At 50.5% G+C, this 4,656-nt stretch carries 5 protein-coding genes and 1 riboswitch; of the genes, 2 read left to right on the top strand and 3 right to left on the bottom strand.

All coding sequences use genetic code 11. The features are described from left to right. From IQ219_RS20595 to IQ219_RS16885, 3 genes are all read right to left on the bottom strand, one after another. On the bottom strand, positions 1–91 hold a 91-nt coding region (locus tag IQ219_RS20595; RefSeq protein WP_228017256.1), incomplete at its 3' end, for an IS630 transposase-related protein. A 210-nt stretch (positions 92–301) separates the two neighbouring features. After that, positions 302–1,513 carry a (E)-4-hydroxy-3-methylbut-2-enyl-diphosphate synthase gene (gene ispG, locus IQ219_RS16890; protein WP_190599352.1) on the bottom strand — a complete coding sequence of 404 codons (1,212 nt, stop codon included), beginning with the start codon at positions 1,511–1,513 and terminating at the stop codon, positions 302–304. Between the two features lie 57 nt (positions 1,514–1,570). Next, positions 1,571–2,143, bottom strand: coding sequence for a HupE/UreJ family protein (locus IQ219_RS16885; protein ID WP_194073376.1), 573 nt, complete (start codon positions 2,141–2,143; stop codon positions 1,571–1,573). Between the two features lie 52 nt (positions 2,144–2,195). Then, a riboswitch (cobalamin riboswitch) is annotated at positions 2,196–2,339 on the bottom strand. A 172-nt stretch (positions 2,340–2,511) separates the two neighbouring features. Here IQ219_RS16885 and IQ219_RS16880 point away from each other — a divergent pair. Next, entirely contained in the window at positions 2,512–3,804 is a 1,293-nt protein-coding gene (locus IQ219_RS16880) for a pitrilysin family protein (RefSeq protein WP_194073375.1), read from the top strand. A 12-nt stretch (positions 3,805–3,816) separates the two neighbouring features. Then, positions 3,817–4,656, top strand: an 840-nt coding sequence (locus IQ219_RS16875; RefSeq protein WP_194073374.1) for a pitrilysin family protein, incomplete at its 3' end; no start/stop codon positions are given.

Here is a 4,656-nt window from a genome sequence, read left to right as displayed (position 1 = left end):
CTACCTTAAATATTTTCGAAGCCTTTGTGATTCCACCACCACTCTCGATGAAATCTATAACCTTAATACGTAAATCAAGATCGTAAGTCATGACTGATTTATTTATGGATTCTTGTGTTATTCTTCCAACATATTACCATACAACTCCAGCAAAACGTCTCAAAATTAAATAAATCAGCTATACTTTTCCATCGGCTATCCTCTTTGTTGCCACAAAACACTGAGTAACGTAAAACATGACATAGGCCCGCTGGTGAGCTTGCCCACATTTGTTCATTGTGTGGAAGGTTTTAGGGAATATCTAGGGATCAACCCAGCGGCCGTCGGCTTTGATCAGGTTAATCAATTCCTGTACTCCGTCGGCTTCAGGCACCCGTTTAATTTCTTCTCGACCACGGTAGAGAGCAATGTAACCGGCTTGTTTACCCACATAGCCATAGTCGGCATCAGCCATTTCTCCGGGGCCGTTAACGATGCATCCCATAACGGCAATGTCCAACCCAGTCAGGTGCTTGGTGGCTTCCCGTACCTCGTGTAACACATCTTCCAAATTGAACAGGGTGCGGCCACAGGAAGGACAGGCCACATATTCCACCATGGTTTTTCGTAAACCCAACGCCTGGAGAATGCTGTAGCAAACGGGGATTTCCTTTTCGGGGGCTTCAGTGAGGGAAACCCGGATAGTGTCGCCAATGCCATCGGCTAAAAGGGTAGCAATGCCAGCGGTGGATTTAATCCGGCCATATTCCCCATCCCCAGCTTCGGTGACTCCCAAATGGAGGGGATAATCCATCCCTAATTCATCCATGCGCTTGACCATGAGGCGATAGGCCGCCAGCATCACCGGGACCCGGGAAGCTTTCATGGAAACGACTAGATTGCGGAAATCTAAGGATTCACAGATTTTGATAAATTCTAGGGCTGATTGCACCATGCCCTCTGGGGTGTCCCCGTAGGTAAAGAGCATCCTCTCCGAGAGGGAACCATGGTTAACGCCAATGCGCATAGATTTACCCTGATCACGCAGGGAAACTACTAGGGGTTCCAATGTTTCGCGAATTTTGTCACCAATGTCAGCAAATTCTTGGTCGCTGTAGCCTTCCCGTTGGGCATCGGGTTTTTCAAAAACATATAAGCCTGGGTTGATGCGTACCTTATCGACGTGTTTGGCTACTTCTAGGGCAATTTTCATGCCGTTGTGGTGTACATCCGCCACCAAGGGAACCCTCTGGTAGGTACTCTCGAGCTTTTGTTTAATATCTGCTAGGGCTTTGGCATGGGCCATGCTAGGCACCGTTACCCGGACAATTTCACAACCGATTTCATGGAGGCGACGAATACCGGCCACGGAGCCATCCACATCCAGGGTGTCTTCATTGATCATGGATTGCACCACCACGGGATGACCGCCACCAATGGTAACGGTTCCCACGGGCACAGGACGGGTTTTGCGGCGATGGATGGTGGTGTCGAACTCGGGCTGGACAGGGGTCGGCAGGGAAACAGTTACCATGGGAAAGTTTAGTTTTTAGCAAAAAACTGTAGGCAACCTAGATTATCCCACAACCAATTACCCCAACAAGGCGCCGGAGGTGAAGGCTAGTCCTACCCCTGCTAGCAAAAAGCCAATAAATCTTAGATTTAGTAAAGATTCTTGGGTTTCATACCAGCCCTTGGCAAAAGTGTAGGCTGCCATGGCGATCGCCAGTTGAACGATGGAAAAACCAAGCAGGTAGGCCGCAATGGGATTCATTTCTGCCCCCACAATGGCTTCCCCGTAGGCATAGCCATGGAACACACCGGCTACGGCGGCTAAAACCATTACCACGGGGGATGATAGGGGACGACCTATGGCCAAGAGTAGGCCAAATAGGAGGACGGAACCGGCAATAATTAATTCCGGTTGGGGAAGATCGGCGCCAATTAAATGTAATCCCGTGCCGGCGATCGCCGTGGTGATAAAAATGAGGGGCATAAGCCAACCATGGCGCAATCCAGCAGCAATGAGGCCCACGGCAATGACAAAGGCAAGATGGTCTAGGCCGATAACGGGGTGTCCTAATCCAGAAAGAAAACCTTCAAAGAAATTATCCGGCGTAGTGCCCCCAAAGGGATGGTGCGCTAGGATCCGGGGGGAAGTCATTAAATCAGATAAACCTGTAACATTCACAATCTGTACCTCGCAGATTTGATTAAGAGAAGGGGGAATGGTTGGCGGGCATCCTGACTTAGGGCAACTAGACCCATCACAGTTGCGGGACAGTATTGGCTTTACACCAGCTTTTCCCCGTTACCTCCACTGGCTGTTACCTACTGGAACCAACTGAACTCAGTTCCCAACCCTAGCACGGATTTTCCTCCCTTTTCGAGGATGATTTGATTAGTCTATATAAACTAAAGAACGAGATTCTACTCCACTAATTAGCGTCCTTGTCACGAAAATTCTACAAATTGGCACGGTTAACCAACGGTTAAGGCGGCGATCGCCTAGGATAGAAGTCATAGACCCCAATGGATATGAGCCTTGTGTCTGTGCAACCATGCCCAACCAAACCAGATTTTCCGGCCAAAATTTTCACCTTTGACCGGGGGTTGACCCTGATTCACCAGGACTTACCCTCCGTTCCCGTGGCAGTGGTGGATGTGTGGGTGCGGGCCGGGGCGATCGCCGAGCCAGATGCCTGGCCTGGGGTAGCCCATTTATTGGAACACATGATTTTCAAGGGCACCAAAAGGGTACCGCCGGGGGCCTTCGACCAAGTAATTGAATACAACGGGGGCATGGCCAACGCCGCCACTAGCCATGATTATGCCCATTTTTACCTCACCACTGCGGCGGATTACTTGCCCAGAACGTTACCCTACCTAGCGGAAATTCTTTTGCAGGCGGAAGTGCCGGAAGAATGTCTTTTTTACGAGCGGGAAGTGGTGCTAGAGGAAATTCGTGGCAGTGAAGATGACCCCGATTGGTTAGGATTTCAAGCTCTTTGTCAACTGCTCCATCCCCGCCATGCCTATGGCCGCTCCGTGCTGGGGGATGCCACCGCCGTACAAAACTACACCGCCAATCAATTGCGTTGCTTCCACCGCACCCATTACCAGCCGGAAAATATGACTGTGGTGATGGTGGGGGATATCCGGGAAACGGCGGCGATCGCCTACATTGAAGATGTTTTTGACCATTTTGGCGTGCGGTCAGAATGTCCCCCCACAACCCCATCAGCAAATCACCCGATCCAGACCGTTAAACGGGAAACTCTCCGCATACCGGAATTGGGTCCTAGTCGTTTAACCATGGGTTGGAATGGCCCAGGCATTGACCGTCTCCAGGACAATATTGGTTTAGATTTATTGGCCATGGTGTTGGCCGGTAGCCACTGCGCCCGGTTAGTGCAACGCCTGCGGGAAGAACTGGGGCTAGTGTTTGATATCCAGAGTTGTTTTTCCCTGCAAAAGGAAGCCAGTTTATTTACCATCAATGCCTATCTGACCTCAACCCAGGCAGCAACGGTGGAAGCAGAAATTTGTGCCGCTATCCAGAGTCTACAAACCACCCCCATTAGTGCGGCGGAATTGGCCAGGGCCCAACGTTTACTTTGTAATGAGTTTATTTTTTCCACCGAAACCCCTGCCCAACTAGCCGGCCTTTACGGTTATTACCAAACCCTGGCCACCGCTGAGTTGGCGATCGCCTATCCCCGCATCGTCAGTCAGTATCGCCCCGAGGCCCTACAAAGCCTAGCCCAGCGTTACCTATCCACCGAGGCCTATGCCCTGGTACTCCTAGAAGCGGCCCAATCCTAGTCTTGGCAATTTATGCGCAATCATCAATCTATCCATCGCCTCATTCTCGATAACGGCATCACCCTCATTTGTACAGAAAATCCAGCCGCAGACTTAGTGGCAGGACGAATTTTTCTCAAGCAAGCAGGAGCCTGTTGGGACTCTCCCCAAAAAGTGGGGCTTTCCCATCTCATGGCCACGGTAATTACTAAGGGCACTAAACGGCGATCGGCTTTAGCCATTGCTGAATTTGTGGAATGTTTGGGAGCGCACCTCGGGGCCGATGCGGCCAGCGATTATTGGGCTTTGAGTCTCAAAACTGTCACCGCTGATTTTCCAGTTATCCTCGATTTAGCGGCGGAAATCTTACGTTATCCCACCTTTGACGTGGGGGAAATTGAACTCGAAAAACGCTTAATCGTCCAGGCAATTCAGTCCCAACGGGAACAACCCTTCAACGTGGCTTTTCACCAACTGCGCCAATCCATGTATCCCAACCATCCCTATGGTTACTCCATTTTGGGTAGCGAGGAAGTGGTGCCCCATTTTACTGCCCAGGATTTGTGGGAATATCACCAAGCCTATTTTCGCCCCGATAATTTGGTAATTAGCTTGGCGGGACGGTTAACCCTGGCCCAGGCTAAGGATTGGGTAGAAACTAGCTTTGGAGATTGGGCCATTCCGGAGCAATCGATTGTTTGCCCGATTCTAACGCCGTTAAATGTTTCTCCCCAGGAACATCTCACCCCCCAGGCGACCCAGCAATCGGTAGTACTCTTAGGTTATCTAGGGGTGGGCGTTAAACATGAAGACTATGCACCGCTAAACTTGCTCAGCACCTACTTGATCAATGGTCTCTCTAGCTGTTTGTTT

It is taken from the genome of Synechocystis sp. LEGE 06083, assembly GCF_015207725.1.
Taxonomy (GTDB): Bacteria; Cyanobacteriota; Cyanobacteriia; order Cyanobacteriales; family Microcystaceae; genus Synechocystis; species Synechocystis salina.
Note: the sequence above shows the minus strand (reverse complement) of the source record. Positions and strands in the feature narration are given on the sequence as shown.

Coding starts and splice junctions, on each gene's coding strand:
- IQ219_RS16885 (WP_194073376.1), bottom strand. CDS start 2,143: ATGACTTCCCCCCGGATCCTAGCGCACCATCCCTTTGGGGGCACTACG.
- ispG (WP_190599352.1), bottom strand. CDS start 1,513: ATGGTAACTGTTTCCCTGCCGACCCCTGTCCAGCCCGAGTTCGACACC.
- IQ219_RS16880 (WP_194073375.1), top strand. CDS start 2,512: ATGGATATGAGCCTTGTGTCTGTGCAACCATGCCCAACCAAACCAGAT.